Source organism: uncultured Algibacter sp., from assembly GCF_947495675.1.
Lineage (GTDB): Bacteria > Bacteroidota > Bacteroidia > Flavobacteriales > Flavobacteriaceae > Algibacter_B.
On record NZ_CANLZX010000065.1, the window covers coordinates 1 to 338 of the forward strand.

The window sequence follows — 338 nt, forward strand, 5'->3', positions numbered from 1 at the left end:
ATTACATTAATAGGGTCTTCAGTAATAGATTTAAATGTAGGAGACACTTATTCTGAGCAAGGAGCCACAGCAACAGATGATTTAGATGGTGATATTACAGTAAATATTGTAATAGGCGGAGATGTAGTTGATACTAATACAGCCGGAACATACTTAATAACTTATAATGTAAGTGATGCAGTAGGTAACCCTGCAACCCAAGTAGTAAGAACAGTAAATGTTATACCAGATACAACAGCACCAGTAATTACATTAATAGGGTCTTCAGTAATAGATTTAAATGTAGGAGACACTTATTCTGAGCAAGGAGCCACAGCAACAGACGATTTAGATGGCGA

Annotated in this window: 1 protein-coding gene; it reads left to right on the forward strand. The window is 36.1% G+C overall.

The features are described 5' to 3' along the window. Positions 1-338, forward strand: a 338-nt coding sequence (locus Q0842_RS16115; RefSeq protein ID WP_298500526.1) for an immunoglobulin-like domain-containing protein, incomplete at both ends; no start/stop codon positions are given.